22 protein-coding genes are annotated in these 23,361 nt (G+C 70.7%); 16 read left to right on the top strand and 6 right to left on the bottom strand.

The genetic code is table 11. The features are described 5' to 3' along the window. From AC07EJ_RS09540 to AC07EJ_RS09570, 7 genes are all read left to right on the top strand, one after another. Nucleotides 1–1,752 carry an ABC transporter substrate-binding protein gene (locus tag AC07EJ_RS09540; RefSeq protein WP_389478336.1) on the top strand — a complete coding sequence of 584 codons (1,752 nt, stop codon included), beginning with the start codon at nucleotides 1–3 and terminating at the stop codon, nucleotides 1,750–1,752. Nucleotides 1,753–1,824: 72 nt separating this feature from the next. Next, complete coding sequence (locus AC07EJ_RS09545; RefSeq protein ID WP_389478337.1) at nucleotides 1,825–2,832, top strand: ABC transporter permease; 1,008 nt, start codon at nucleotides 1,825–1,827, stop codon at nucleotides 2,830–2,832. Beyond that, nucleotides 2,829–3,929 (top strand): ABC transporter ATP-binding protein, encoded by a 1,101-nt coding sequence (locus tag AC07EJ_RS09550; RefSeq protein WP_389478338.1) that lies wholly within the window; start codon nucleotides 2,829–2,831, stop codon nucleotides 3,927–3,929. The genes AC07EJ_RS09545 and AC07EJ_RS09550 overlap by 4 nt, the downstream gene beginning before the upstream one ends. 8 nt (nucleotides 3,930–3,937) lie before the next feature. Beyond that, nucleotides 3,938–5,296, top strand: coding sequence for an ABC transporter ATP-binding protein (locus AC07EJ_RS09555; RefSeq protein WP_389478339.1), 1,359 nt, complete (start codon nucleotides 3,938–3,940; stop codon nucleotides 5,294–5,296). A 94-nt stretch (nucleotides 5,297–5,390) separates the two neighbouring features. Then, on the top strand, nucleotides 5,391–6,785 hold the full coding sequence (locus AC07EJ_RS09560) for a M1 family metallopeptidase (protein ID WP_389478340.1): 1,395 nt from the start codon (nucleotides 5,391–5,393) through the stop codon (nucleotides 6,783–6,785). A gap of 81 nt (nucleotides 6,786–6,866) precedes the next feature. Next, on the top strand, nucleotides 6,867–7,538 hold the full coding sequence (locus tag AC07EJ_RS09565) for a trimeric intracellular cation channel family protein (protein WP_478884014.1): 672 nt from the start codon (nucleotides 6,867–6,869) through the stop codon (nucleotides 7,536–7,538). A gap of 67 nt (nucleotides 7,539–7,605) precedes the next feature. Continuing rightward, nucleotides 7,606–8,460 carry a thioesterase family protein gene (locus AC07EJ_RS09570; protein ID WP_389478342.1) on the top strand — a complete coding sequence of 285 codons (855 nt, stop codon included), beginning with the start codon at nucleotides 7,606–7,608 and terminating at the stop codon, nucleotides 8,458–8,460. 55 nt (nucleotides 8,461–8,515) lie between these two features. On the opposite strand, the gene AC07EJ_RS09575 is transcribed toward AC07EJ_RS09570, so the two are convergent. From AC07EJ_RS09575 to AC07EJ_RS09585, 3 genes are all read right to left on the bottom strand, one after another. Further along, entirely contained in the window at nucleotides 8,516–8,689 is a 174-nt protein-coding gene (locus AC07EJ_RS09575) for a hypothetical protein (RefSeq protein WP_389478343.1), read from the bottom strand. A 198-nt stretch (nucleotides 8,690–8,887) separates the two neighbouring features. After that, nucleotides 8,888–9,745, bottom strand: coding sequence for an alpha/beta fold hydrolase (locus AC07EJ_RS09580; protein WP_389478344.1), 858 nt, complete (start codon nucleotides 9,743–9,745; stop codon nucleotides 8,888–8,890). 91 nt (nucleotides 9,746–9,836) lie between these two features. After that, nucleotides 9,837–10,454 carry a TetR family transcriptional regulator gene (locus AC07EJ_RS09585; RefSeq protein WP_389478346.1) on the bottom strand — a complete coding sequence of 206 codons (618 nt, stop codon included), beginning with the start codon at nucleotides 10,452–10,454 and terminating at the stop codon, nucleotides 9,837–9,839. A 113-nt stretch (nucleotides 10,455–10,567) separates the two neighbouring features. Here AC07EJ_RS09585 and AC07EJ_RS09590 point away from each other — a divergent pair, with 113 nt between their 5' ends. The 3 genes from AC07EJ_RS09590 to AC07EJ_RS09600 all read left to right on the top strand — a co-directional run bounded on the left by AC07EJ_RS09590 (nucleotide 10,568) and on the right by AC07EJ_RS09600 (nucleotide 12,340). Continuing rightward, complete coding sequence (locus tag AC07EJ_RS09590; protein ID WP_389478347.1) at nucleotides 10,568–10,729, top strand: hypothetical protein; 162 nt, start codon at nucleotides 10,568–10,570, stop codon at nucleotides 10,727–10,729. 86 nt (nucleotides 10,730–10,815) lie between these two features. Beyond that, nucleotides 10,816–11,091, top strand: coding sequence for a DUF4190 domain-containing protein (locus AC07EJ_RS09595; RefSeq protein ID WP_389478397.1), 276 nt, complete (start codon nucleotides 10,816–10,818; stop codon nucleotides 11,089–11,091). A gap of 79 nt (nucleotides 11,092–11,170) precedes the next feature. Then, on the top strand, nucleotides 11,171–12,340 hold the full coding sequence (locus tag AC07EJ_RS09600; RefSeq protein ID WP_389478348.1) for a cysteine desulfurase family protein: 1,170 nt from the start codon (nucleotides 11,171–11,173) through the stop codon (nucleotides 12,338–12,340). An 86-nt stretch (nucleotides 12,341–12,426) separates the two neighbouring features. On the opposite strand, the gene AC07EJ_RS09605 is transcribed toward AC07EJ_RS09600, so the two are convergent. Next, complete coding sequence (locus tag AC07EJ_RS09605) at nucleotides 12,427–13,131, bottom strand: N-acetylmuramoyl-L-alanine amidase (RefSeq protein ID WP_389478349.1); 705 nt, start codon at nucleotides 13,129–13,131, stop codon at nucleotides 12,427–12,429. An 84-nt stretch (nucleotides 13,132–13,215) separates the two neighbouring features. Between AC07EJ_RS09605 and mnmA the strand changes: the two genes are divergently transcribed. Beyond that, nucleotides 13,216–14,346 carry a tRNA 2-thiouridine(34) synthase MnmA gene (mnmA, locus tag AC07EJ_RS09610; RefSeq protein WP_389478350.1) on the top strand — a complete coding sequence of 377 codons (1,131 nt, stop codon included), beginning with the start codon at nucleotides 13,216–13,218 and terminating at the stop codon, nucleotides 14,344–14,346. Nucleotides 14,347–14,389: 43 nt separating this feature from the next. On the opposite strand, the gene AC07EJ_RS09615 is transcribed toward mnmA, so the two are convergent. Continuing rightward, the gene (locus tag AC07EJ_RS09615; RefSeq protein WP_389478351.1) at nucleotides 14,390–15,169 is read right to left on the bottom strand and encodes an alpha/beta fold hydrolase; all 780 of its coding nucleotides are present in this window, start codon (nucleotides 15,167–15,169) and stop codon (nucleotides 14,390–14,392) included. Nucleotides 15,170–15,222: 53 nt separating this feature from the next. Further along, a complete protein-coding gene (locus AC07EJ_RS09620) occupies nucleotides 15,223–15,546 on the bottom strand; it encodes a DUF427 domain-containing protein (protein WP_478884015.1) in 324 nt (107 codons plus the stop codon). Nucleotides 15,547–15,599: 53 nt separating this feature from the next. On the opposite strand from AC07EJ_RS09620, the gene AC07EJ_RS09625 reads away from it, so the two are divergent. The 5 genes from AC07EJ_RS09625 (at nucleotide 15,600) to AC07EJ_RS09645 (ending at nucleotide 23,136) form a co-directional block, all read left to right on the top strand. Next, nucleotides 15,600–16,139: an LOG family protein gene (locus AC07EJ_RS09625; protein WP_389478353.1), complete on the top strand. Its 540-nt coding sequence runs from the start codon at nucleotides 15,600–15,602 to the stop codon at nucleotides 16,137–16,139. 7 nt (nucleotides 16,140–16,146) lie between these two features. Then, on the top strand, nucleotides 16,147–16,845 hold the full coding sequence (locus AC07EJ_RS09630) for an SDR family oxidoreductase (protein WP_389478354.1): 699 nt from the start codon (nucleotides 16,147–16,149) through the stop codon (nucleotides 16,843–16,845). A 65-nt stretch (nucleotides 16,846–16,910) separates the two neighbouring features. Then, on the top strand, nucleotides 16,911–17,915 hold the full coding sequence (locus AC07EJ_RS09635; protein ID WP_389478355.1) for a methionine synthase: 1,005 nt from the start codon (nucleotides 16,911–16,913) through the stop codon (nucleotides 17,913–17,915). A gap of 41 nt (nucleotides 17,916–17,956) precedes the next feature. Continuing rightward, the gene (gene ligA, locus AC07EJ_RS09640) at nucleotides 17,957–20,164 is read left to right on the top strand and encodes an NAD-dependent DNA ligase LigA (RefSeq protein ID WP_389478356.1); all 2,208 of its coding nucleotides are present in this window, start codon (nucleotides 17,957–17,959) and stop codon (nucleotides 20,162–20,164) included. Nucleotides 20,165–20,424: 260 nt separating this feature from the next. Continuing rightward, a complete protein-coding gene (locus AC07EJ_RS09645; RefSeq protein WP_478884016.1) occupies nucleotides 20,425–23,136 on the top strand; it encodes a putative bifunctional diguanylate cyclase/phosphodiesterase in 2,712 nt (903 codons plus the stop codon). Nucleotides 23,137–23,361: the final 225 nt, after the last annotated feature.

The following is a 23,361-nucleotide window of genomic DNA, read 5'->3' on the forward strand; positions in this document are numbered from 1 at the left end:
ATGCGAAGGTCATCTATCGCCGCGGTCGCGGCCATCGGCAGCGTGAGCCTGCTGCTCGCCGGCTGCAGCAAGGCCGACGACGGCTCGGGCGACAACAACAAGTCGGCCGGTGCGAACGCCGCCACGAAGGATTTCGTCAACGCCTCGACGAAGAAGGGCGGCACGGTCACCTACGCGATGTCGGACGTCCCCGACTCGTTCGACCCGGGCAACACGTACTACGCGTACATGTACAACTTCAGCCGGCTGTACGCCCGCCCGCTGATGACGTTCAAGCCCGACGCGGGGGAGAAGGGCAACACGCTCGTCCCCGACCTCGCCTCGGCCCCCGGCAAGTCGTCGGACGGCGGCAAGACCTGGACGTACACGATCCGCAAGGGTCTTGAGTACCAGGACGGCACGCCGATCACGTCCAAGGACGTCAAGTACGCCGTCGAGCGCTCGAACTTCGCGCGTGACGTGCTGTCCCTCGGCCCGAACTACTTCCAGCAGTTCCTCGCGGGCGGTGACAAGTACAAGGGCCCCTACAAGGACAAGAGCGACAAGGGCCTGAAGTCCATCGAGACGCCGGACGACACCACGATCGTCTTCCATCTCGACCGGCCCTTCCAGGAGTTCGACTACCTGGTCGCCACCCCGCAGACCGCGCCGGTGCCGAAGGCCAAGGACGACGGCATCGACTACGTCAAGCACATCGTGTCCTCGGGCTCGTACCAGTTCCAGAGCTACCAGGAGGGCAAGCAGGCCGTCCTGGTCCGCAACAAGAACTTCGACCCGAAGTCCGACCCGCTGCGCAAGCAGTACCCGAACAAGATCGTCGTCGACCTGAAGGTCAACCAGCAGACGATCGACAAGGACCTGCAGTCCGGCGACACCCTGATCGACCTCCAGGGCAAGGGCGTCGACACCCAGACGCAGGCGCAGCTGGTCAACGACAAGTCGAAGATGGGGAACACGGACAACGCCTACGGCGGCCGTCTCGTCTACGCGGCGATCAACACCAAGCTGAAGCCGTTCACGAACGTCGACTGCCGCAAGGCCGTCGAGTACGCCATCGACAAGGTCTCGGTGCAGACCGCGCAGGGCGGTCCCATCCGCGGTGACGTCGCCACGACCGTGCTGCCCCCGGACATCACGGGCTACGCCAAGGAAGACGTCTACGCCACCAGCGGCAACAAGGGTGACGTGGCCAAGGCCAAGGACGCCCTGAAGGCCTGCGGCGAGAAGAAGATCAACACGACGATCACGGCGCGCAGCGACCGCGACGACGAGGTCTCCGGCGCCCAGGCGCTGATCGAGTCGCTGAAGAAGGTCGGCATCAACGCCAGCCTGAAGCAGTTCCCGTCGGGCAAGTACTTCACCGACTACGCGGGCGTCCCGAAGTTCAACCAGAAGAACAACGTCGGCATCATGATGATGCAGTGGGGTGCCGACTGGCCTTCCGGCTACGGCTTCCTGCAGCAGATCCTGAACAGCAAGGCGGTCGGCGCCTCCGGCAACACCGCCCTGTCGGAGCTCGACGACAAGAAGGTCGACTCCCTGCTCGCCCAGGCCATCGGAGCGCCCGACGAGGCCACCCGCAACAAGCTGTACGCGCAGATCGACAAGCAGGCCATGGATGACGCGGCGCTCGTCCCGCTGACCTACTTCAAGGTCCTGCTGTACCGCTCGCCGTACGCCACCAACCTGGTGTCCACGGCCGCCTTCAGCGGGCAGTACGACTACCTCAACATCGGCACCACGAAGAAGTAGCAGCCCCGGAAGGCAGGTGAAGGCATTGGTGCCCGCGGGCCGCACGGTCCGCGGGCACCAGCGCCGGTCCCCGTGATCTCGTACATCATCCGCCGGCTGATCGCGGCAGTGATCCTGTTGCTGGTCGTCACCGCGGTTACGTTTGGCATCTTTTTCCTGCTGCCGAGAATGGCCGGCCAGACCGCCGACCAGCTCGCGCAGCAGTACATCGGCAAGAGTCCCTCGGCCGCGGACATCGCGGCGGTCAAGCACAACCTCGGCCTGGACGAGCCCGTTTATCTTCAATACTGGCACTTCATCAAGGGGATCTTCGCGGGGTCCACCTACGACCTCGGCCCCACCACGGTCCACTGCAACGCGCCGTGCTTCGGCTACTCCTTCAAGAACCACGTCGCGGTGTGGCCCGAGCTGACCGACCGGCTGCCCATCACCTTGTCCCTGGCCGCCGGTGCCGCGGTCATCTGGCTGCTGTCCGGTGTCACGGTGGGTGTGATCTCGGCGCTCAAGCCCGGATCGTTCTTCGACCGCGCGTTCATGGGTGTCGCCCTCGCCGGTGTCTCGCTGCCGATCTTCTTCACGGGCCAGCTGGCACTCCTCGTCTTCACCTATCAGATCCCGATCTTCGGTCGTACCTACGTACCACTCACGGAGAACCCGGCACAGTGGGCCAACACCCTCTTCCCTGCCTGGTGTTCACTCGCTCTGCTGTACTCCGCGATCTACGCCCGGCTGACCCGCGCGGGCATGCTGGAGACGATGAACGAGGACTACATCCGCACCGCGCGCGCCAAGGGTCTGCGCGAGCGCACCGTGGTGGGCCGGCACGGCCTGCGAGCCGCACTGACCCCGATCATCACCGTGTTCGGTATGGACGTCGGTCTGCTGCTCGGCGGCGCCGTGATCACCGAGAACGTGTTCTCCCTGCACGGCATCGGTGAGTACGCCGTCCAGGGCATCACCGACAACGACCTGCCCAAGGTCCTCGGCGTGACGCTGCTCGCCGCGTTCTTCGTCGTCCTCTGCAATCTCCTGGTGGACCTTCTCTACGCCGCCGCCGACCCGCGGGTGAGGCTCTCGTGACCGAACTGTCCAAGACCGGTGCCGCCGTGGGCGAGCCGGTGGCCGCGGGCCCGGCCAAGCCCCCGACGGCCTTCCTCGAAGTGCGCGACCTCAAGGTGCACTTCCCGACCGACGACGGTCTGGTCAAGTCCGTCGACGGGCTCAGCTTCAAGCTGGAGAAGGGCCAGACCCTGTCCATCGTGGGCGAGTCCGGGTCCGGCAAGTCCGTGACATCGTTGGCGATCATGGGGCTGCACCGGCTCGGCGCGCGCGGCAAGAACGTGCAGATGTCCGGCGAGATCTGGCTCGAGGGAAAGGAGCTGATCGGGGCCGCCCCGGACGACGTGCGCCGGCTCCGCGGCCGCGAGATGGCGATGATCTTCCAGGATCCGCTGTCCGCGATGCACCCGTACTACACGGTCGGCAGCCAGATCGTCGAGGCGTACCGCGTCCACAACGACGTGACCAAGAAGGCCGCGCGCAAGCGGGCCGTCGAACTGCTCGACCGCGTGGGCATCCCCGAGCCGGCCAAGCGCGTCGACAGCTACCCGCACGAGTTCTCCGGCGGAATGCGCCAGCGCGCGATGATCGCGATGTCGCTGGCGAACAACCCGCAGCTGCTCATCGCGGACGAGCCCACCACTGCGCTCGACGTCACCGTCCAGGCGCAGATCCTCGACCTGATCAGGGATCTGCAGAAGGAGTTCGAGTCCGCGGTCGTCCTCATCACCCACGACCTGGGTGTCGTCGCCGAGATCGCCGACCAGGTCCTGGTCATGTACGGCGGACGCTGCGTCGAGCGCGGCCCCGTCGACAAGATCTTCGCCGAGCCGCAGCACCCGTACACCTGGGGTCTGCTCGGATCGATGCCGCGCATCGACCGTGAGCAGACCGAGCGGCTCATCCCCGTCAAGGGCCAGCCGCCGTCCCTCATCAACATCCCCTCGGGCTGCGCCTTCCACCCGCGCTGTCCGTACGCGGACCTGCCCAAGGGCGGCATCACCCGCACCCAGCGGCCCGAGCTGCACGAGGTCGGCAGCGACCACTTCTCCGCCTGCCACCTCTCGCCGGAGGACCGTACGCGGATCTGGACCGAAGAGATTGCGCCGAAGCTGTGAGTGAGCCCGTGAGCGAGACGAAGAAGGCATCCGCAGGGGACACGGCGGGCACCGGGGCGGCCACCGAGACGGCCACGGTCCCCGCGCAGGCGGCGTCCCCCGAGGACCGGGAGGTGCTGCTCAAGGTCGAGGGCCTGGTCAAGCACTTCCCGATCAAGAAGGGGATCCTCCAGCGGCAGGTCGCCGCGGTGAAGGCCGTCGACGGGATCGGCTTCGAGGTCCGCAAGGGCGAGACCCTCGGCGTCGTCGGCGAGTCCGGCTGCGGCAAGTCGACCATGGGCCGGGTCATCACGAAGCTGATCGAACCCACCGGCGGCAGGATCGAGTTCGAGGGCCAGGACATCACGCGCCTCGGCACGCGGGGCATGCGCCCGCTGCGCCGGGACATCCAGATGATCTTCCAGGACCCGTACGGCTCCCTGAACCCCCGGCACACCATCGGCTCGATCGTCTCGGCGCCGTTCCGGCTCCAGGGCGTGGAGCCCGAGGGCGGGGTGAAGAAGGAGGTCCAGCGCCTCCTGGAGCTGGTGGGCCTCAGCCCGGAGCACTTCAACCGCTACCCGCACGAGTTCTCCGGCGGCCAGCGCCAGCGCATCGGCATCGCCCGCGCGCTCGCGCTCAAGCCGAAGCTGGTCGTGGCGGACGAGCCGGTCTCCGCGCTCGACGTGTCGATCCAGGCGCAGGTCGTCAACCTCATGGACGACCTGCAGTCCGAGCTCGGCCTGACGTACGTGATCATCGCGCACGACCTCTCCGTCGTCCGCCATGTCTCGGACCGCATCGCGGTGATGTACCTCGGCAAGATCGTCGAACTCGCCGACCGCACCTCGCTGTACGAGGCGCCGATGCACCCGTACACCAAGGCCCTGATGTCGGCCGTGCCCGTCCCCGACCCCAAGCGCCGGGGCGCCAAGAGCGAGCGGATCCTGCTCAAGGGCGATGTGCCCTCGCCGATCTCGCCGCCGAGCGGCTGCCGCTTCCACACGCGGTGCTGGAAGGCGACGGAGATCTGCAAGACGTCGGAGCCGCCGCTGCTCCAGCTCGCCCCCGGACGCCAAGTGGCCTGCCACCACCCGGAGAACGCCGAGGACCAGGCCCCGGGCGACACCAAGCTGCTCGCGGTCGCCAAGGAGGCGATCGAGGTGGTGACGCTGGCGCCGACCGAGGCGGATGACGCTCCACAGGAGCTGACGAAGGAGCTGACGAAGGAGCCGGCCGAGGGGTCGGTTACGGAGGCTGCCGATGCTCCCGAGGCGGTGGCTCCCGAGGCGGCTGCCGACGCCGGTGAAGACAGTGACGTACAGCCGGTGGACGATGCGGGTGACGCGGACGGGGCGGACGAGGCGCAGGGGTCGTCCGGCAGTTAGCGGGAATTTGACCGAGCAGGTCATGTACACGCCCTGACGGGAGAGTGCAGAGTCTGCGTGTCCGTCACATCGGAACACGCGCGAAGGGCGACTCATGGCACTCTCCCGTTCGGCACGTCTGGCGTCAGTCGTGACAGCGGCCGCCTCGTTCTGTCTGATCGCCGCGGCCCCGGCCCCCACCCCGGGCTCGGACGGCATCGGCGACCCGTACTTCCCGCAGCTCGGCAACGGCGGCTTCGACGCCACCCACTACGACCTGAACGTCTCCTACGATCCCGCGACCGACCGCCTCGACGGCGTCACCACCGTCACCGCGCGCGCCACCCAGAACCTCTCCTCCTTCGACCTCGACCTCCAGAAGCTGACCGTCACGTCCGTCGAAGTGAACGGCAGACGCGCCCAGTTCACGCGCTCCGGCGACGAGATACGCGTCACCCCGCGCGACGCGATCCGCGACCACCGCACCTTCTCCGTCACGGTCACCTACGGCGGCGTCCCGGAGGCGCTCAACGGCCCCATCGTCTTCGGCTCCGACTACGGCTGGATGAAGACCGACGACGGTGTCTTCGTCGCCTGCGAACCCAACGCCGCCTCCACCTGGTTCCCCTCCAGCGACCACCCTTCCGACAAGGCGACGTACGACATCCGCATCAAGGCGCCCAAGGGCCTGACCGGCGTCTCCAACGGCCGGCTCGTCGACACGTACGACGTCCGGGGCGGGCAGACTGTGCACCACTGGCGCGAGTCCCGGCCGATGGCGACCTACCTCGCGACCGCCTCCATCGGGAAGTTCGACGTCAAGACCGGCCGGACCCCCTCGGGCATCCCGATCTACGTCGCCATCGACCCGGTCCTGAAGAACAGCAACAACGTCGACGTGTACGGCGTCACCGCCGAGGTCACCGACTACTGGTCGCAGGTGTTCGGCCCCTATCCGTTCGAGGAGACCGGCGCGGTCGTCGACGACATGCCGCAGGCGGGCTTCTCCCTGGAGACGCAGTCCAAGCCGAGCTACTCCGCCGTCCGTTCCGAGGGCACGATCGTGCACGAGCTGGCCCACCAGTGGTTCGGCGACTCCGTCTCGGTGCGGCAGTGGAAGGACATCTGGCTCAACGAGGGCTTCGCCAGCTACGGGCCCTGGCTGTGGAACGAGCACAAGGGACGCACCAGCGCCCATGACTCCTTCCTCGCCGCGTACAACTCCGTCCCCGCCACCTCGTCCTTCTGGCAGAGCGTCATCGCCGACCCGCAGCGCGACACCATGTTCAACAGCGCCGTCTACAACCGCGGCGCGATGACGCTCCAGGTCCTTCGCGAGCGGATCGGCGACAAGGACTTCTTCAAGCTCCTTCGCACCTGGACCTCCACACACCGCTACGGCAACGCGCAGACCGCCGACTTCATCCGCCTCGCCGAGAAGGTCTCCGGGCAGGACCTCGACGGCCTCTTCCGGACCTGGCTCTACACGAAGGGCAAGCCCGCGCTGTAGGCCATGTGCCGTAGGCCACGCGCTGTAGGCCACGTGCCATGCCTGGCCCGGGGCGCGTCCGGCGGTGCGTAAGAATGTCGGGTGCTTCTGGAACTCTTCACCCCCTCCGTCCAGCATTGGCTGGACCTCGTCGGGATCTTCGTCTTCGCGATCTCCGGCGCTCTCCTCGCGGTCCGCAAGAACTTCGATGTCTTCGGCATCGCCGTTCTCGCCGAGGTCACCGCGCTGGGCGGAGGGCTGTTCCGCGACGTGATCATCGGTGCCGTCCCGCCGGCCGCGTTCACCGACCTCGGTTACTTCCTGACCCCGCTGTTCGCCGCGGGCCTGGTCTTCTTCCTGCACCCCGAGGTGGAGCGCACCCAGGTCGCGGTGAACATCTTCGACGCGGCGGGTCTCGGCCTGTTCTGCGTCACCGGCACGGTCAAGGCGTACGACTACGGTCTCGGGCTCACGGCCTCCGTGGCGCTCGGCCTCACGACCGCCGTGGGCGGCGGTGTGCTGCGCGACATCATCGCCAACGAGGTCCCGTCCCTGGTCCGCTGGGACCGTGACCTCTACGCGGTACCGGCGATCGTCGGCTCGACGATCATCGTCCTGTGCATCCGCTTCGACGCGCTGTCCGCGTTCAGCAGTGGTGTCGCGGTGATCACTGCGTTCGTGCTGCGGCTGCTCGCGATGCGCTACCACTGGCGCGCGCCGCGGGCCTGGCACCGCAGGTCGTCGGCGGCGGAGGTACCGGAGGAGACACCCTGACCTGGGCTTATGATGATCCCGGATTAAAAAGCTACCGCTTAGTAGTTCGCTGTTGTACCGTACCTGCATGGCACAGGTATCGTCCGCCGCGCAGGCGGTCATCGGCGACAGTGAGTTCGACCGCGACACCGCGGTCACCCGGCGCGAGCCCGGTGTGTACGACATCGACCTCTCGGCCGGCTGGACGATCATCAGCGCCGTCAACGGCGGCTATCTGCTGGCGGTGCTCGGCCGCGCCCTCGGCGACGCGCTGCCGCACAGCGACCCGTTCACCATCTCCGCGCACTACCTGACCGCGTCCCGGCCCGGCCCCGCCGTGATCAGGACCGACGTCGTACGCACCGGCCGCACCCTCTCCACCGGCCAGGCCTCCCTCTTCCAGTACGACGACGAGGGCGCCGAGGTCGAGCGGATCCGCGTCCTCGCCTCCTACGGCGACCTCGACGCGCTCCCGGACGACGTCCGCACCACCGCGAAGCCCCCGCACCTCCCGCCGGTCGAGCAGTGCTTCGGCGCGCAGGACGGCCCCACTCCGATCAAGGGCAGCTCCGCCATCACCGAGCGGCTCGCTCTCAAGCTCGACCCTTCGACGCTCGGCTGGGCGCTCGGCTCGCCTTCCGGCAAGGGCGAGATGCGGGCCTGGTTCGGCCTCGCGGACGGGCGTGACGCGGACCCGCTCTCCCTGCTTCTCGCGGTGGACGCGCTGCCGCCGACCGCGTTCGAGATGGGCCTGACCGGCTGGGTCCCGACGGTCGAACTGACCGTCCACGTCCGCTGCCGCCCCGCCCCCGGCCCGCTGCGCGTCTCCATCACCACCCGCAACCTCGCGGGCGGCTTCCTGGAGGAGGACGCCGAGGTCTGGGACAGCGAGGACCGCCTGGTGGCCCAGTCCCGGCAGCTCGCGCGCGCGAAGCTGAGCTGAACGGGGCGGGGCGGCGGGGCCGGGTGGGCCGAGCCCGACGCCGTGGCCTGCTGGTTCAGCCGGGCAGCGAAAGCCCGTTGAGGATCACTTCGGCCACGCCTTCGGTGTAGAGCCGCACTCGGGTCTCCTCCGTCGACGTCAACTCCGGGTTCATCATCGAGGCGAGCGCCATCCGGCCGTTTGGAACCGACTGGCCCGCGGCCCCGGAACCCACGGTCGTACGCAACATCGACAACCTCACCGGCTTCGACGGCTTCACCGAGGACGAGCTCCGCGGCGTGGAACGAGACAACGCGCTCAGGCTGCTTCCCCGGTTCGCCTGACAGGGGTCATGGGAGTACACGGGGGCCGTGGGAGGGCGGGGTGTAGCGGGTGACGCCCGCGAGCGGCTCCCGATCGGCCGTGCTCGCCCGCTGTGCCGCCGCGATCACCGGCGTCTACGGTCCGCTCCCAGGAACTCCGCAAGGGCGCCGGTCAGTTCGGCCGGGGCGTCCTCCTGTACGAGGTGCCCCGCGCCCTCGATCAGCCGCAGTTCGGCGCCGGGGATCAGCTTGGCCAGCTCGTGCCCGCGCGCGACCGGGATCCAGGTGTCCTCCGTGCCCCAGCAGATCAGTGCGGGCAGGTCCAACTCCCCGTACCGGCCCTGGATCTCGTCGGTGAAGCGCTGGTCGTTCTGCTCGATCTGGCGGTAGAACGCGGGCTGTCCCTCGGGTGTGCACCAGGGGGCGACCAGTCGGTCGAGGGTGGCCGGGTGCAGGCCCCGGTGGCTTGCCGAGCTGATGTACTCGCGCACGAGCGCCTCGTGCAGGGCCGGCGGGAGCTGGGCGAACACGTCGGCGTGGGCGCCGAGATGGCGGTACGTGGGGGAGCCCCACGGGGCGAGGGCCACCGGGTCGACGAGCGCGAGCCGCTCGTAGCGCGCACCGTGCACCAGCCGGGCGCGCAGGGCGACACAGCCGCCGAAGTCATGGGCGACCACGGCGGGTTCGGCGCCGGGCCGGTCCAGGCCCCAGTGGCCGAGCAGCTCGGTCAGGACGCGGGCGTGGGCGGCCAGGGAGACGTCCTGCCCGTCGTGCTTGGCCGAGGCGCCGTACCCGGGCAGGTCCCACACGTACACGCGGTGCCGGGCGGCGAGCGCGCGGGCCGGGCCGCGCCAGACGTACGAGGAGAAGGGCGTGCCGTGGACCAGGACGACCGGCGGCGCGTCCGTCGGGCCGAGCGCGGCCCAGGCGACGTCACCGGACGAACTGGCGTAGGAGCGGTCGGGATTCCAGTCGGCGGTCATGCCGTTCAGGCTAGGGCGTGTGCCGGCCCGGGGCGCGGGGAGTTGGGCGCCGGATGTCGCCGGTGGCCGGGGCAGGCCACCGTGGGCGGCCTCAGTCCAGCCAGTGCGCCCGGCCGAGGTTGACGAGGCGCAACTGCCGTGTGGCGACGTCGATCGCCGCGTCCATGCGCTCCGGCGGGGTCTCCAGGAAGACGGACGCGGTCATCACCATGTGCTCGACGTAGTGCCATGCCAGCATCCGCAGGTCGTCGCGGCTCCAGCCTTCGGACACGGGGTCCGCGGCCAGTCCCTCGGCCACCTCTTCGGCGAACCGCGCGAGCTGCCCGCCGATGGCGTCGCGCACGCGCTGGACGCCGCCGTGCCGCTCACGCGCGATGAACCGCACGTGGGAGGGGTGCGTGCGGACCAGACGGGCGATCAACTCGACTGTCTGGCCCAGACGTTCCTCGTTGCTGCCCGTCGTGGTCAGCATCGTGGTGATCATCTCGTGCAGGCTGCCGAGCGCCTCCTCGACGAGCGCGACGCCCAGCTCGGCCGTCGAGTCGAAGTGCCGGTAGAACGCGGTCGGCGCGACCCCGACGGCCCGGGTGACCTCGCGCAGCCCCAGGCTGGACAGGCTCTGGTCCTCGAGCAGCTCCAACGCCGCGTCGAGCAGCGCCTGTCGGGTCTTCTGCTTCTGGGCCTGCCGGATGCCGAGAGTGTGACTCATGCCATGCAGTTAACACTTGTTCTCTGTAATCCGGAAGCCGCGTGCGCGCTAGACTCATGAGTCAGTGAACGGTTGTAATCCCAACTGTCACCGACCCGACATGAGAGGCACTCATGCTGTTCCTCGTAGCCGCCCTGCTTCTGCTGGGCGTCGCGCTGGGCTCCGTGGCCCACGCGCCTCTTCCCGTCACTCTCGTCGCCGCCGCCGTCATCGGTGTCTGGCTGGTCGTCTTCGCCGTGCGCGAGCGGACCGCCCGGCGACGCCAACAGCACTGATCCATCGGCCCGATCAAAGATCCATCAGCCTGATCAAAGAGGGGGTACCACCAATGCACATCACCGCTGACACCCACGCCGACACCGTGGCCGCGACGGCCTCTGCGGAGCAGCCCCGCACGGGTGCGCGCGACGCCGACGGAATGGCCGTCGCCTCGTTCGTCCTCGGTCTGCTCGGACTGCTCGTCCTCAACCTCTTCCTCGGCCCCATCGCCATCGTGCTCGCCGGCCTCGCCCTGTGGCGCGGCACCGCCCGCCGTGGCCGTGCGCTGCTCGGACTCGGGCTCGGCATCGCCGACCTGGCGGTCCTCGCGGCATTCGTCGCCGCAGACCACACGCTGTCCTGGAGCCTCACGGGCTGACCTCTGCGACGCCCGCCGTGGGTCGGGACCCCACGCGGCGCTGAGCACCGGGACCGGGGCTCGTAGAATCGAGCCCACCATGGCTTACCTCGACCACGCCGCGACCACTCCGATGCTCCCGGAGGCCGTCGAGGTGATGACCGCCCAGCTCGCCGTCACCGGCAACGCGTCCTCGCTGCACGCAGCGGGCCGACGCGCCCGACGCACCGTCGAGGAGTCCCGGGAGACCCTCGCCGAATCCCTCGGCGCCCGCCCCAGTGAGGTCGTCTTCACCTCGGGTGGCACCGAGGCCGACAACCTCGCGGTGAAGGGCCTGTACTGGTCCCGCCGCGACGCGGACCCCGCCCGCACCCGCGTCCTCGCGAGCCCCGTCGAACATCACGCAGTCCTCGACGCCGTGCACTGGCTCGGCGAACACGAGGGCGCCACCGTCGAGTACCTGCCCGTCGACGCGTACGGCCGCGTGCACCCGGACGCCCTGCGCGAGGCGATCTCCCGCAACCCCGACGACGTGGCCCTCGCCACCGTCATGTGGGCGAACAACGAGATCGGCACGATCCAGCCCGTCCGTGAACTCGCCGACGTGGCCGCCGAGTTCGGCGTCCCGCTGCACGCCGACGCCGTCCAGGCCTACGGTCAGATCCCTGTCGACTTCGCCGCCTCCGGCCTCGCCGCGATGACCGTCTCCGGCCACAAGATCGGCGGCCCGTACGGCATCGGGGCGCTTCTCCTGGGCCGCGAGTACACCCCCGTACCCGTGCTCCACGGCGGCGGACAGGAGCGGCATGTGCGCTCCGGGACGCTCGACGTGCCGGCCGTCGCCGCCTTCGCCGTCGCCGGGCGGCTCGCCGCCGAACGGCGCGAGCGGTTCGCCCGCGAGATCGGCGGCCTGCGTGACGACCTGGCCGACGCCGTGCGCGCGGCCGTCCCCGAGGCGATCCTCGGCGGCGACCCGGCCCCCGGCGGCCGACTGCCCGCCAACGCCCACTTCACCTTCCCCGGCTGCGAGGGCGACTCCCTGCTGCTGCTCCTGGACGCGCAGGGCATCGAGTGCTCCACCGGCTCCGCGTGCACGGCCGGTGTGGCCCAGCCCAGCCACGTCCTGCTGGCCACCGGCACCGACCCGGACCTCGCCCGCGGCACCCTGCGCTTCTCCCTGGGCCACACGTCGACCGAGGCGGACGTCGCGGCCGTCGCGGGCGCGATCGGACCGGCGGTGGAGCGGGCCAGGACGGCCGGGCTGAGCTGACGGCCTCTGAGCTGAGCTGAAGGCCGGGCTCGGCTGACGGCCGGGCTGGGCCAGGACGCCCTACGCCTACGCCTTACGCCTACGCCTTACGCCTTGGCCGTGCGCCCCTCTTCATGGGCGCGCTTCACCAGGCGCATGTACCGGTCCCAGTCCCAGTGCGGGCCCGGATCGGTGTGGTCCGTGCCGGGCACCTCGACATGGCCGATGATGTGCTTCCGGTCGACGGGTATCCCGTAGCGCCTGCATATCCCGGCGGTGAGCCGCGCTGAGGACGCGTACATGGCGTCCGTGAAGTCGGCCGGGCGGTCCACGAACCCCTCGTGCTCGATCCCCACACTGCGCTCGTTGAAGTCCTTGTTCCCCGCGTGGAACGCCACGTCCAGCTCGCGGATCATCTGCGCTATGTGCCCGTCCTTGCGCACCACGTAGTGCGCGGCCGCCCCGTGCCACGGGTCCTTGAAGACCTTCAGCGTCCCCTGATAACTGCCCTGCGTGACATGGATGATCACGCGGTCGATCGTGTAGTCGGCCGGGCGGTCCGCCCGCCGCCAGTTCGCCGCCGCCGCGGCCACCCACTCCGCGCCCCTGAAGTCGACCTCGCCGGCCTTGCGCGGCTTGTCGATGCCGGGCATCTGCCACCACATGTGCGCCAGGTCGCTGCGGGCGAGCAGGCCCACGCCGACGGCTGTCGCCGCGCCTCCGATCAGCAGCGTCCGCCGGCTGACCCCCCGGTCACCGTCGCGCTTCGCGCGGCCTTCGGTCTTCTGCCGCGACTTTCCCTGTGCTCCCACGACCCGCCCCCGTTCACGTCGTACGAGATCCACAACGGATACTCGCGGGATTCGGTTCCCACAGCCCCGTACCCTGTTAGAGCTATGACTTCGCAGACCCCGCAGAGCACCCGCCCCCTCCGCGTCCTCGCCGCCATGTCGGGCGGCGTGGACTCCGCCGTCGCCGCCGCCCGCGCGGCGGAAGCCGGCCACGACGTGACGGGCGTCCACCTCGCCCTCTCCGCGAACCCGCAGTCGTTCCGCACGGGAGCCCGCGGCTGTTGCACCATCGAGGACTCCCGCGACGCCCGCAGGGCCGCCGACGTCATCGGCATCCCCTTCTACGTCTGGGACCTCGCCGAGCGGTTCCGCGAGGACGTCGTCGACGACTTCGTCGCCGAGTACGAGGCCGGGCGCACCCCGAACCCGTGCCTGCGCTGCAACGAGAAGATCAAGTTCGCCGCGCTCCTCGACAAGGCGCTCGCCCTCGGCTTCGACGCGGTCGCCACCGGCCACTACGCGAAGGTGGTCGAGCTCACGGACGGCACCCGCGAGCTGCACCGCGCCTCCGACATGGCCAAGGACCAGTCGTACGTCCTCGGAGTGCTCGACGACCGCCAGCTCGCGCACGCCCTGTTCCCCCTCGGCGACACGGTCACGACGAAGGACGAGATCCGCGCGGAGGCAGAGCGGCGCGGCCTCGCGGTCGCCAAGAAGCCCGACTCGCACGACATCTGTTTCATCGCGGACGGCGACACCCAGGGCTTCCTGGCGTCGCGCCTGGGCAAGGCCGAGGGCGACATCGTCGACGAGACGGGCAGCAAGGTCGGCACGCACGAGGGCGCGTACGGTTTCACGATCGGCCAGCGCAAGGGCCTGCGCATCGGCACCCCGGCCCCCGACGGCAAGCCGCGCTACGTCCTGGACATCTCGCCGGTGAACAACACGGTGACGGTCGGCCCCGTCGACTCTCTCGACGTCACGACCCTCACGGCCATCAAGCCCCGCTGGTGCGGCACGGCCCCCACGGGACCGGGCACCTACACCGCTCAGCTGCGCGCCCACGGCGAGGAGACGCCGGCGACGGCGGAGCTGGTGGACGGCACCCTGACCGTCACCTTCGACGAGCCCGTGCGCGGCGTAGCCCCCGGCCAGGCCATCGTGCTCTACGACGGCACGCGCGTGGTCGGCTCGGCGACGATCGCGACGACCACGCGCGCGAAGACGGCTGCCTAGCCGCTGAAGACGGCTGCCCAGCCGCTTACGGGGTGGCGCCGGCCTACGCCGAGAAGAAGTCGGTGAGCAGCGGACCGAGCGCGTCCGGATCCACCGCGTGGGTCTGGCCGTTCAGCGTGCGGTACGTCCCGTCGGGCACCGCCTCCGCCACCTCCCGCGCTGCCTCGTGCATCCACGCGGGGCTCGCGCCGCCGGCGACGGCGAGCACCGGCACGGTGACCGAGGCCAGCCGCTCCCGCGGCACCAGTCCGTCACCCATCACGGCGTCGTCGTAGGCGAGCGTCGGCGCGACCGCCTCCATGTCCGGCCACCAGGGGGCCCGCCGGGCGCTCGCGATCATCTCGGCCGGTGCGCCGGTGAGCGACATGAACAGCTCCACCGCGTCCCCGTTCCGGCCGTCGGCCAGCAGCTCGGACAGCTGTTGCGTGTACGCCGCGCGCTCCTTGCCGCCCCCTTCGTCGACCGCGAACGGCGGTTCGTACACGGCGACTCGGGTCACCGAAAGCCCGCTCGCCGCTGCCTCCAGGGCCAGCGCCGCACCCGACGACATGCCGTACAACGCCGCACTGCCGCCCACCGCGTCGATGAGCGCCGCGATGTCCTCCACCTCGCGGGCGACCGCGTACGGGGCCGTGTCACCGCTCGCGCCGCGGCCCCTGCGGTCGTACGGGACGGGGCCGAGGCCGCCGGTGATCCGAGCGGCCAGCGGCTCCATCGACGAGCCCGCCGACAGAGCGCCGCTCACCAGGATGACCGCCGGGCCCGCGCCGGTGCGCCCGTACGCGACGGCCGTCCCGTCGCGGGAAATCGTCTTCTTGTCCATGCGGGTGAAGACTGCCGCGCCCGGCGGAACTCATCGAGCGACGCGCCGCGCGGTCAGGAGGCCTCCACCTCGTAGAAGCAGAGGTGGTCCTTGATCTCGGCCACGTCCGGCTTCGGGTCCGGGTACGCCCACACCAGGTCGGGGGCGTCCGGCAGGGACCAGTAGGACGCCGTTCCCTTGAAGGGGCAGTACGTCTGCGTGTCGGACGGGGTCAGGAGGTCCGTGCGGACGTCCGCCGGCGGGATGTAGTAGCGCACGGGACAGCCCGTCTCGCGCAGCAGCAGCGGGCGGGTGCTCTGCGCCAGCACCACCCCGCCGTGGACGACGCGTACGGCACCGGTGCCCTGCTCGATCGTGATCGTGTGTCCATCAGCCATACCTTGGACAGCACCGGAACGGGCGCCGTTCTTCCCCCCGTACGGTAGGACGCATGAACATCTGCGTCTTCCTCTCCGCCGCCGACCTCGCCGACCGCTACACCCGCCCCGCCCGTGAGTTCGCAGAACTGCTCGGCAAGGGCGGGCACACGCTCGTGTGGGGCGGTTCGGAGAGCGGTCTCATGAAGGTCGTCGCGGACGGCGTGCAGGAGGCCGGAGGGCGCCTCGTGGGCGTCTCCGTGGACTTCCTGGCCGCCGAGGCGCGGACGAACGCCGACGAGATGGTGATCGCCCGTGACCTCGCCGAACGCAAGGCGCTGCTCCTGGAGAAGGCCGACGCCGTCGTGATCATGGTGGGCGGCGCGGGCACGCTCGACGAGGCCACCGAGATCCTGGAGCTGAAGAAGCACGGCAAGCACACCAAGCCGGTCGTCCTGCTGAACACGGCCGGTTTCTACGACGGCCTCAAGGAGCAGTTCCGCCGCATGGACGAAGAGGGGTTCCTGCCGCTGCCGCTCACCGAACTCGTCTTCTTCGCCGAGGAGCCGGTCGGCGCGCTGGCCTACCTGGAGGAATCAGTAGGCACGCTCTAATGCGAGCATGGCCCGTATGGCAACACATGTGATCACCGGGGCCGGATCAGGTATCGGCGCGGCCGTGGCGCGCCGTCTGCACACACGCGGGGACGGACTCGTCCTTCACGCGCGCGACGCGGCCCGCGCGAAGGAACTCGCGGCCCAGTTCCCCGGCGCGGGCACCCTCGTCGGAGACCTCGCCGACCCGGACAAGCTTTCCTGGGCGTTCTCGCACCAGTCGCTGCCCGACCGGGTGGACTCGCTGCTGCACATCGCGGGCGTCGTCGACCTCGGCCCCGTCGGCGAGCTCACCCCCAAGACGTGGCGTCACCAGCTGAACGTGAACCTGGTCGCCCCCGCCGAGCTGACCCGCCATTTCCTGCCCCAGCTTCGCGTCGCCCACGGCCACGTGATCTTCGTCAACTCCGGTGCGGGCCTCAGCGCGCACGCCGACTGGTCCGCGTACGCCGCCTCCAAGCACGGCCTGAAGGCGCTCGCCGACTCCCTGCGCCAGGAGGAGCACGGCAACGGCGTGCGGGTCACCTCGGTCTACCCGGGCCGCACGGCCAGCGCCATGCAGGTCAAGGTGCACCAGCAGGAGGGCAAGCCGTACGACGCCGCCCGCTGGATCGACCCCGAGTCGGTCGCCACGACGATCGTCATGGCCCTCGACCTGCCGCGCGACGCCGAGGTCAACGACCTCACGGTGCGTCCGGGCCGCTAGCTCCTTCCGAGCCTCGGTCCACCTGCGCTTGAGCCGGCCCCCGCCCTGTTACGTACGCTTCGCGGGTGAGCGAAAACAGCAAGTTCAGGCCGGGGCCCGCCACCGGGGTCGGATCCATGCCCGGTGGCGACGCGCGCGAGGCGGCCAAGACGGTCACCGGCAGTGTCGAGGAGTTCCCGTATCTGGCGGAACTGCCCGCACGCGGCCCCGGCGCCGACATGATCGGCCGGACCGCCGGACTGCTCGTCGAGCTGTACGCGCGCGTGGAGCCCAGCGGCTGGCGGCTCGGCGACCGGCCCGGCCGCGACACCCGGCGGGCCCGGTCCTGGATGGGCGAGGACCTGGACGCCCTCGAGGAGTTCACCCAGGGCTACCAGGGGCCGTTGAAGGTGCAGGCGGTCGGGCCCTGGACGCTCGCCGCCGCCCTGGAACTGCGCAACGGCGAGGTCGCCCTCTCCGACGAGGGCGCCTGCCGCGACCTCGCCGGCTCGCTCGCCGAGGGCCTGCGCCTCCACCTCGACGACGTGCGCCGCCGCGTCCCCGGAGCCGAGATCGTGCTCCAGCTCGACGAACCGTCCCTCATCGCCGTACTGCGCGGCCAGGTCAAGAGCGCCAGCGGATACCGCACCCACCGCGCCGTCGACCGCCAGCTCGTGGAGAGCACGCTCCGCGAGGTCGTCTCCGTCCACGACGGGCCCGTCGTCGTGCACTCCTGCGCCCCCGACGTCCCGTTCGCCCTGCTGCGCCGCGCGGGCGCCGACGCCGTCTCCTTCGACTTCTCGCTCCTCACCGAGCGTGACGACGACGCGATCGGTGAGGCCGTCGAGGCCGGCACGCGGCTCTTCGCCGGTGTCGTGCCGGGCACGGACAGCCCGTTGTCAGACCCTGCCGGTAGCGTCATGGGAGTCAGGACGCTGTGGCGCAGGCTCGGGCTGAATCCCGGCTCCCTCGCGGAGTCGGTCACGGTCACTCCGGCGTGCGGTCTCGCGGGGGCCTCTCCCGCGTACGCGCGCGCCGCGCTCGCCCACTGCGTCCGGGCGGCGAGATCACTCGCGGACAACCCAGAGTGACGGGTCGAGATCCGCACAGGGACAAACGGGAGGACGAGACGGTGGCCGGCGAACAGCAGCACGCACAGCCCGCAGAGGTGCCCACGACGGCACGGGAGCAGCACGCGCAGCTCGCCGAGCAGATCGAGGAGCACCGCTTCAGGTACTACGTGAAGGACCAGCCGGTCGTCAGCGACGGCGAGTTCGACAAACTCCTGCGCTCCCTGGAAGCGCTGGAGGAGCAGTACCCCGAGCTGCGCACACCCGACTCGCCGACCCAGAAGGTCGCGGGCTCGTACGAGCCGGTGTCCACGTCGTTCACGGCCGTCGAGCACCGCGAGCGCATGCTCTCCCTCGACAACGCCTTCGACGACGCCGAGTTGGCCGCCTGGGCGGACCGCGTCGCCCGGGACGTCGGCACGTCCGACTACCACTTCCTGTGCGAACTCAAGATCGACGGCCTCGCGGTCAACCTCACGTACGAGGACGGCAGGCTCACCCGCGCCGCCACCCGTGGCGACGGCCGCACCGGCGAGGACATCACGCCCAACGTGCGCACGATCGCGGAGATCCCCCACCGCCTCAAGGGCGACCGCGTCCCGGCGCTCGTGGAGATCCGCGGCGAAGTCTTCTTCCCCATGGAGAAGTTCGAGGAGCTCAACGCGCGCCTGGTCGAGGCCGGCGACAAGCCCTTCGCCAACCCGCGCAACGCGGCGGCGGGTTCGCTGCGCCAGAAGGACCCCCGCGTCACCGCGACCCGCCCGCTCCACATGGTCGTGCACGGCATCGGCGCCCGCGAGGGCTTCGACATCGACCGCCTCTCCCAGGCCTACGAGCTGCTGCACGAATGGGGCCTGCCCACCGCCCGGCACAACAGGGTGGTCGACAGCATCGAGGGCGTACGGGAGTTCATCGCCCACTACGGGGAGAACCGCCACTCCATCGTCGAGCACGAGATCGACGGCGCCGTCGTCAAGCTCGACGAGATCCCCCTCCAGGGCCGCCTCGGCTCCACCTCGCGCGCGCCGCGCTGGGCCATCGCCTGGAAGTACCCGCCGGAGGAGGTCAACACCAAGCTGGTCAACATCCGCGTGGGCGTGGGCCGCACCGGCCGTGTCACGCCGTACGCGCAGGTCGAGCCGGTCACGGTGGCCGGATCCGAGGTCGAGTTCGCGACCCTGCACAACCAGGACGTCGTCAAGAAGAAGGGCGTCCTCATCGGCGACACCGTCGTCCTGCGCAAGGCCGGCGATGTCATCCCCGAGATCCTCGGCCCGGTCACCGACCTGCGGGACGGCAGCGAGCGGGAGTTCGTCATGCCCGCCGAGTGCCCCGAGTGCGGCACCCCGCTGCGCCCCATGAAGGAGGGCGACATCGACCTCCGCTGCCCGAACGCCCGCTCCTGCCCGGCCCAGTTGCGCGAGCGCCTCTTCTACCTCGCGGGCCGCAAGTCCCTCGACATCGAGAACTTCGGCTACGTCGCGGCGGCTGCCCTGACCAAGCCCCTGGTGCCCTCCGAGCCGCCGCTGGCCGACGAGGGTGACCTGTTCGACCTCACCATCGAGCAGCTCCTGCCCATCAGGGCGTACGTCCTCGACCAGGACAGCGGACTGCCCAAGCGGGACCCGAAGACCGGCGAGGAGAAGATCGCCACGGTCTTCGCCAACCAGCAGGGCGAGCCCCGCAAGAACGCCCTGTCCATGCTGGAGAACATCGCGGCGGCCAAGGAACGGCCCCTCGCCCGCGTCATCACCGGCCTGTCCGTCCGCCATGTGGGCCCCGTCGCCGCCGAGGCGCTGGCCCGCGAGTTCCGCTCCATCGACCGCATCGAGCAGGCCACCGAGGAGGAGCTCGCCGCCACGGACGGCGTCGGGTCGATCATCGCCGCCTCGCTCAAGCAGTGGTTCGCGGAGGACTGGCACCGCGAGATCCTGCGCAAGTGGCGGGCCGCCGGGGTCCGGATGGAGGAGGAGGGCGCCGGCGAGGACCAGGGCCCGCGCCCGCTCGAAGGCCTCACGGTCGTCGTCACCGGCACCCTCGAACACCACACCCGAGATGGCGCGAAAGAGGCCCTGCAGAGCAGAGGGGCCAAGGTGACGGGCTCCGTTTCCAAGAAGACCTCCTTCGTCGTAGTGGGGGACAACCCGGGCTCCAAGTACGACAAGGCGATGCAGTTGAAGGTTCCGGTTCTGAACGAGGACGGGTTCGCCGTGCTGCTCGAACAGGGGCCGGACGCGGCGGCGGACGCGGCGCTTCCGACCGAGGAGTAGCGGTTGAAGGCCACCCGTTCAGCGCATACCAGATGCATACGGGTGGCCGGGGCGCATTCGGGCAACCGTGGGCGACCGCTGCCCCTGGAAGCCTTCTGCGGCCTACTGTTGAGGGGTGCGCCTGCCGTGCCCGGCTGCGGATGGGGCATCCCGTGCCCACGGCGGGCACGGGGCAGAGAACGAGGACGCGGTACCGCTGACGGAAGTCGTCCGCATCGGATCGCGTGGCGTGGGCACCGCCGGCTGTGAGAGGGACGGGAATGGAACCGACCGAGAGCGCCGCTCCGGACTCACGGCTGCGCACGCGCTGGCGCGTGTGGCGAGGCACCGCGAGCACGGCGCCGGCCGCGCGCAGCGTGCCGCGGCCGGACGAGACGAACCAGTCCGGTCAGACGGACAACACCACCGGTGAGACGGGCCGGGGGGACGGGCGCCCCGCGGACGACGGCCGTGGCGGGAGCGAGAGCGGTGGTCCGGTGAGCGGGAGCGGTGGGTGGCGCGCGGCGTTCGCGATCCGCGGCGCGGGGCGTACGCGCCGTCGCGCTGCGCCGGGCGAGAGCGGACGGAGCGGCTCTCCCGGCTCATCGGCCGGATCCATGGCGCCCGCGCCCGGCTGGCCCGCGTCCGGTTCGAACGGGGGCGCGGGGATCGGCGCGTACGGCGTCACCGGATCCGGTGCGGTGGCGTCCGGTTGGCCCGCCCCGGGTTCGAACGGCGGGGCGGGCATCGGTGCCATCGGCGGTGCCGCGTCCGGAGCGGCGGTGAGCGGCGGGACCGGCTGGACCGGGCCCGCCGCTGACGGTGGTTCCGGGTGGACGGGCGCCGACCCGGGAGACGCGGGCGGCTGGCCGCACCGCGCGTACGGGGGCTTCGGTGCGGCCTTCGGTGCGGAAGGGGACGGTCGGGAGCGCTCCTGGCTCGGCGCGCTGCCCATGCTGCCCCTCGCCCTCGTCGCCCTCGCCTCCGCCGTGCTCGGCACCGGCTTCTACCGCGCCTTCACCGGCAGTCACGCGCTCTTCCCGTCCGGCGCCGCCGGCTGGTCCCTCGCCGTGCTGACCGGCATCATCGTCGGCCACCTCGTCGCGCTCGGCCGCGACCGCTGGTGGGGCGGCACCGGCTCGGGCGCTGCCTTAACGCTCGCGGTCCTGCTGCTCTACGGCTGGGTGCCCGCCGGCATGGTCAGCCTCACCGTCGTCGTCCTCGTCGGCATCGCCCGCCGGCACCGCTGGCGCCAGGGCATCCTGCACGGCGCGGTCGACATCATCGGGATCGGCACCGGGGCCCTCGTGCTCGCCGTGTTCGGCCAGGTCCCCTCCGTGGAGTCCCCCTGGAAGCCGGAGACCTGGACGGTCCTCAACGTCCCCGAGGTGGCGCTCGTCGCGGCCGCCTACCTCACGGTCACCCGCAGCCTGCTCTGGTCCGTCCACGCGCCGCGCGCCTCAGGACTGCCGACCGTCGCCCGCACCGCCCTGGTCCGGCAGGGCCTCGTCGGCGTCGCGCTGCTCGGCATCGCCCCGCTGATCTGCGTGGTCGCGATCGCCCTGCCCGTGCTGCTGCCGCTGTTCGCCGTCCCGCTCATCGCCCTCGACTCGACGCTGTGGATCGCCCGCGCCCGCGCCGAGGAGCAGCTGCGGGACCCGCTCACCGGGCTGCCCAACAGGCAGTGGCTCCTGGAGCGGACCTGGACCGCGCTCGACGACGCCGAGCGGATCGGCGCGCGCAGCGCCCTCATGCTGATCGACATGGACCGCTTCCGTTCGGTCAACGACACCCTCGGCCACCTCGCCGGGGACCGGCTCCTGCTCCAGATAGCCGACCGGCTCCGGATGGCCCTGCCCCGCGGGGCGGAGGCCGCACGCCTCGGCGGCGACGAGTTCGCCGTACTCCTGCCCGTGGCCGACTCCACGACGTCCGCCACCCGCGTGGCGCGCACGCTGGTCGCCGCCCTCGGCTCCCCGCTCGACCTGGACGGACTCACCCTGGTCCTGGAGGCCAGCGCCGGACTCGCCGTCTTCCCCGACCACGCGCTCGACGCCGAAGGGCTGCTGCGCCGCGCCGACGTCGCCATGTACCAGGCGAAGCGCGACCGTACGGGCGTCGAGGTGTACGAGTCGAAGCGGGATTCCAACACCCCCGACCGCCTCGGCCTGCTCGGCGATCTGCGCCGCGCGCTCGACGCGGGCGACGTGGAGGTGCACTACCAGCCGAAGGTCCGCTTCGACGGACAGGTCGCCGGCCTCGAGGCGCTGGTGCGCTGGGTGCACCCCGAGCGGGGAAAGGTCCCGCCGGACGAGTTCATCGCCATCGCCGAGTCGTCCGGACTCATGCCCCATCTGACCGAGTACGTCCTGGAGACGGCGCTCGCGCAGGTCGCCCGGTGGCGGGCGCAGGGCCTGCGTGTGCCGGTCGCGGTGAACGTGTCGCCGAGGGACGTGCACACCCCGGGATTCGCCGGCGCGGTCGCCGCGCGGCTCGCCCGGCACGGCGTCCCCCCGGGCGCCCTGCAGCTGGAGATAACCGAGCACGTCCTGCTGGAGGACCCCCAGCGCGCCGCCGACACCCTCGCCGGGCTCACCGGGCACGGCGTGAAGATGTCGCTCGACGACTTCGGAACCGGCTACTCCTCCCTCGTCCACCTGCGTCGCCTCCCGGTCAGCGAGCTGAAGATCGACCGCTCGTTCGTGGCCCGCCTCGCCGTGGACAACGAGGACGCGGAGATCGTCCGCTGCACCGTCGACCTGGCGCACTCGCTCGGCCTGCTCGTCGTCGCCGAAGGCGTCGAGGACGACGAGACCTGGGAGCGCCTGCGCGACCTCGGGTGCGACGCCGTGCAGGGCTGGCTGGTCGCCGCCGCGATGCCGCCGGACGAGACGACGGCGTGGCTGCGGGCGCGCGGGTCCCGCGGATGGCAGCGGCCCTCCGTCCTCGCCGCCGAGGCCGAGGACCAGTCGTCGGGACAGACCGTCAACTGAGCCGTACAGGGGTGACGGGGGGCGTCAGGACCTCCGAACGGGAAACCGTTTAGGGGGCACGGCACCGTGCCCCATAGGATTGGGGCCAGTCGTCCCATTCCCGTCTGTCGTGCGACGCCCGGCACGCACGCTCGCCGCGTTGCCGAAGCGTCCACGTGGCTCCGCCACGAGGACGCTCCGGCGCCTTGCGATCGCACGCACCGGACGACGCACGACCCGCCCTTC

It is taken from the genome of Streptomyces sp. NPDC045026 (genome assembly GCF_056432625.1).

Excerpts from the sequence above, each read along its gene's own strand:
- AC07EJ_RS09620 (WP_478884015.1), bottom strand. The coding sequence starts at position 15,546 with ATGGCTGATGGACACACGATCACGATCGAGCAGGGCACCGGTGCCGTA.
- AC07EJ_RS09630 (WP_389478354.1), top strand. The coding sequence starts at position 16,147 with ATGGCCCGTATGGCAACACATGTGATCACCGGGGCCGGATCAGGTATC.
- AC07EJ_RS09615 (WP_389478351.1), bottom strand. The coding sequence starts at position 15,169 with ATGGACAAGAAGACGATTTCCCGCGACGGGACGGCCGTCGCGTACGGG.
- AC07EJ_RS09540 (WP_389478336.1), top strand. The coding sequence starts at position 1 with ATGCGAAGGTCATCTATCGCCGCGGTCGCGGCCATCGGCAGCGTGAGC.
- AC07EJ_RS09575 (WP_389478343.1), bottom strand. The coding sequence starts at position 8,689 with ATGTTGCGTACGACCGTGGGTTCCGGGGCCGCGGGCCAGTCGGTTCCA.
- AC07EJ_RS09600 (WP_389478348.1), top strand. The coding sequence starts at position 11,171 with ATGGCTTACCTCGACCACGCCGCGACCACTCCGATGCTCCCGGAGGCC.
- AC07EJ_RS09625 (WP_389478353.1), top strand. The coding sequence starts at position 15,600 with ATGAACATCTGCGTCTTCCTCTCCGCCGCCGACCTCGCCGACCGCTAC.
- AC07EJ_RS09585 (WP_389478346.1), bottom strand. The coding sequence starts at position 10,454 with ATGAGTCACACTCTCGGCATCCGGCAGGCCCAGAAGCAGAAGACCCGA.
- AC07EJ_RS09645 (WP_478884016.1), top strand. The coding sequence starts at position 20,425 with ATGGAACCGACCGAGAGCGCCGCTCCGGACTCACGGCTGCGCACGCGC.
- AC07EJ_RS09580 (WP_389478344.1), bottom strand. The coding sequence starts at position 9,745 with ATGACCGCCGACTGGAATCCCGACCGCTCCTACGCCAGTTCGTCCGGT.
- AC07EJ_RS09560 (WP_389478340.1), top strand. The coding sequence starts at position 5,391 with ATGGCACTCTCCCGTTCGGCACGTCTGGCGTCAGTCGTGACAGCGGCC.
- mnmA (WP_389478350.1), top strand. The coding sequence starts at position 13,216 with ATGACTTCGCAGACCCCGCAGAGCACCCGCCCCCTCCGCGTCCTCGCC.
- AC07EJ_RS09570 (WP_389478342.1), top strand. The coding sequence starts at position 7,606 with ATGGCACAGGTATCGTCCGCCGCGCAGGCGGTCATCGGCGACAGTGAG.
- AC07EJ_RS09590 (WP_389478347.1), top strand. The coding sequence starts at position 10,568 with ATGCTGTTCCTCGTAGCCGCCCTGCTTCTGCTGGGCGTCGCGCTGGGC.